The organism is Intrasporangium sp. (genome assembly GCF_036566125.1).
GTDB lineage: Bacteria > Actinomycetota > Actinomycetes > Actinomycetales > Dermatophilaceae > Intrasporangium.
This window is the reverse complement of record NZ_DATCWX010000166.1, coordinates 1-3481: the sequence shown is the minus strand read 5'-3', so window position 1 is coordinate 3481 and position 3481 is coordinate 1. Positions and strand designations below refer to the sequence as shown.

The 3481-nt window shown below is 69.6% G+C and carries 2 protein-coding genes; both read left to right on the top strand.

Translation table 11 applies throughout. The features are described from left to right. A partial coding sequence (locus VIR15_RS09825; protein ID WP_331927297.1) for a LamG-like jellyroll fold domain-containing protein occupies window positions 1-2766 on the top strand: 2766 nt, incomplete at its 5' end. Next, the gene (locus tag VIR15_RS09820) at window positions 2766-3374 is read left to right on the top strand and encodes a hypothetical protein (protein WP_331927296.1); all 609 of its coding nucleotides are present in this window, start codon (window positions 2766-2768) and stop codon (window positions 3372-3374) included. The genes VIR15_RS09825 and VIR15_RS09820, both read left to right, overlap by 1 nt. Window positions 3375-3481: the final 107 nt, after the last annotated feature.

The following is a 3481-nucleotide window of genomic DNA, read 5'->3' as shown; positions in this document are numbered from 1 at the left end:
GGTTGTAGCGGCGGCGGAACCACCTCCGGCAACCAGGTCCGCCTGGAGAATTCCACCAACCGTGTCCAGCTGATGCGGCAGGGGTCGACGGATCTCGCCACGTCCAGCCTGGCCCTTGTCGCCGGCTCGTGGTCGATTGTCGCGGTCACGTACAACGCGAGCACGGGCGCATGGGAGATCCGCGTCGATGGGGCGTCGACCAGCGGCACTGCCGCGGCGTCGTCTTTCACCGGGAGCACGACCCGCCGCGTCGCCGGCGGCAACTCCGAGGGTGAGCGCTGGATAGGTGACCTCGGCGAGATCGTCACCTTCGAGCGGATCCTCTCCCCGTCCGAACTGGCCGACGCCGAGGCCGAGCTTGCGGCGCGGTGGATCGGCGCCGCGTCCATCGACTTCGCGGGCACCGTCGCGGCAGTGTCGGGCATTGAGGGTGCGATCAGCGCCAAGGTCGCACTGTCCGGCACGGTCGCCGCCGTCTCCGGCGTGGAGGGCGCGTTCGAGTCGAGCGGCACCGTCCACCCCTTCACGGGGCAGGTCGACGCGCTCTCAGGTGTCGAGGGCGCGCTCACGGCCCGTGTCGCGCTCGCCGGGCAGGTCGACGCGGTCAGTGGCGTGCAGGGGTCGCTCTCGCTCGCGGCCGACGGTCAGGATCTCGTCTCTGGCTTCCGGTTCGGGTCGTCGCTCACCTCGGGCGTCGTCTCGCTGCAGCACATCGAGTCCGGGTTCCGGTTCGGATCACGGCTCAAGCAGTCCCGTGACTGGGGCGTGCCCGCAGGCTCGACCCGCCCGTCCCCGCTGGTGGTCATCACGCAGCGTGACGGCACGCCCGTGACGACGCTCGACGAGGCGAGCATCAGCCCGCAGGACTCCGGCGTCGGCGTCATGGACGGGTGGCGGTTCTCCGTCGACCGGGACAACGCGCGCGGCAAGCTCATCGACCCCGTCACCCATGAGGCGCACCTCTACCGCGGCACGTACCTGATGACCAAGGGCCCGATCGGTCCCGGCCGCCTCGAGAACGGGCGCATGGTCTACGACGTGTCCGACCCGCGCTGGTACCTCAGCACCGGCCGCCGCATCGGCCGCCTGCCCTCCCTGAACTGGGCCTACAACGGCGATTTCGCGCTCGGCACCGCCGGCTGGACGGGCGCATACAAGACGGGCAGCGTGCCCGAGGCCAAGCCCGAGTTCTATGTCGTCGACGAGCCCGAGTCGACCAGCGGCAAGGGCCTGCGCATCGAGGGCGTCGACAAGGTAGTCACCACCCGCAAGGACGTCGAGACCGCTGCTGTATTCGTGGCGAATGAAGCCACCTACCTCAGCGGTGGCGAGGCGCTCCTGATCTCGCAGGCCGACGACATCCCCGACGGGTCCGACATCCACATCGTCGGGCACACCGCCGACCGCCGCGCCTACGGCGACGAGGGCGACGGGATCGAGTTGTCCCTGGCACGCGCGCAGGCGGCACGGGCGACGCTCGCGGCGCACAACCCGTCGTGGACGTTCTCCCTGCTGCCGGACTGGTTCAGCATCCCCTCGTACAAGCGCGACCAAGACTCCACCGTCGGCGGCCGTGGCTACTGGGAGCAGATCGCCTCCAACAGCACCGAGAGCGAGTCGGCCAAGAACCGACGCGTGGCGCTGCACTACGCCACCACGCAGACCGCGACAGGGCACCGGCAGTACGTCGCCCAGCGGCGCTACAACGTCGTCCAAGAGGTCGACATGCTGGTCCCGCTCGAGGTGATCGTCGTCGGTCGCATGAGGATCGGCGAATGGCTCGGCGCCCCCGCGGACGGCAACGCCATGCGCGTCGTGCTCGTCGACCTCGAGACGGGCGAGATCGCGATCGATCCGGAGACCGGCAGCCCTGTCGAGTCCACCGTCACCATGAGCGCCATCACGCCGCGCGTCAAGGTGCAGACCTACGAGGCCAGCATCAAGGTCCCCGCGGACGGCCGGATCTACTACATCTCCGTCGAGCTGTACCCGCCGGCGGGTTGGTCGGTGTGGTCCGACATCCAGATCCTTCCGCAGGAGCAGCGCGGCTACTTCGACATGGACCAGGCGCTCATCGTGCGGGACCTGACGCTGCACGTGCAGGACACGAACTACGGCCACGGCGACCTCGGCATCGGCACCCGCACACCGCGGACGGGGGTCCTGCGCACGAAGGAGTACCCGTTCGCGCAGCGCTGGCCGTGGTCGACCGCGATCGAGGGGCTGACGTCGCTGGCTCGGGGCGTGGAGGTCGACTGCGAGGTCACCGCCACCTCGGCCACGATCGTGACGCACTACCCGCGGCAAGGCTCGGTGTCCGGGCTGTCCCTCTCGCACGGCGGGCCCCGCTCCATCATCAAGGCATACCGGCCGATCCCCGGCGAGCGGAGCAAGCTCGCGTCGTCGCTGATCGTCCAGGCGTGGGGCTACAACAGCTCACGCATTGAGCGCCACGTGCGCGACGAGTCGGCGTTCGGTGGGGCGCTGCTCGAGGAGGTCGTCGAGGCCGAGGAGGAGAGCTCGCCGAACGAGCTCGCCGAGCTGGCCGCGCAGCACCTTGCCCGGTCGGTCCACCCGACCGCCGCATGGGAGGTCGTCATCGACCCGGCGCGCACCTCGGAGGTGCTCGACGAGATCGGCAAGGGCGACCGCGTGCTGCTGTCCCTGCCCGACGAGGGCGTCCACTCGCTGCACCGGATGGTGCTGCGCACGTGGGATCCCGAGACGGACACGCTCACGCTCCAGCTCGCACCCGAGGAGGTGTAGTGGGTACCTACTCGGGCAGGCCTGTCGACGACGGGAACAAGGCGTTCGAGCGGTTCAGGCTAGAGGTCAACAGCCGCATCGAGCAGATCATGCGCCAGCTGAACGAGCGTCCCAAGCCGCCGGTCATCCCGCAGTCGGGCGGCATCGTCGGCGTGTCCCGTTGCGAGGCGTACTCGTTCCAGGTGCAGAACGACGGCATCGGGTCGACCATCGCCGTGACCGAGTGGGGCATCCGCACGATCTTCGAGGGCGCCGGCGCGGGCGTCACCTCGGGCGGCGGATCCCAGCCCTCGCTCGTCGTGGCCGCCGCAGGCTGGTACACGGTGAACGCTTCGTGGGAGATGGCGTGGAATGAGGCGGACGGCACGCTGCCGACGCACTTCTCGGTCACGGCGCCGTATTCGTCGTCGCCTGAGCCGGGGTTCTATGAGCCTGCGGTGGAGGCGTATCCGGCGCCGAAACCTCCGAACGCGGAGGTGCGGGCATGGCTGGCGTTCGGGCCGATCCTGCTGCCTGCTGGCGGGACGATCGACCTTGGCGGGGGCTGGAACAACCTGACCCCGCACAATGGCGCGGCGGCGCATGTCGACGTGACGCTCTGGGCATAGAGAGACCCCGACCGCTCGGGAGGAAAGTGAGCGGCCGGGGTGGCTTCGTAGGCTAGCCCGGTGTCAGGCGCGCCACTCGGGCAGGTAGTCGGGGTGGTCGGAGTAGA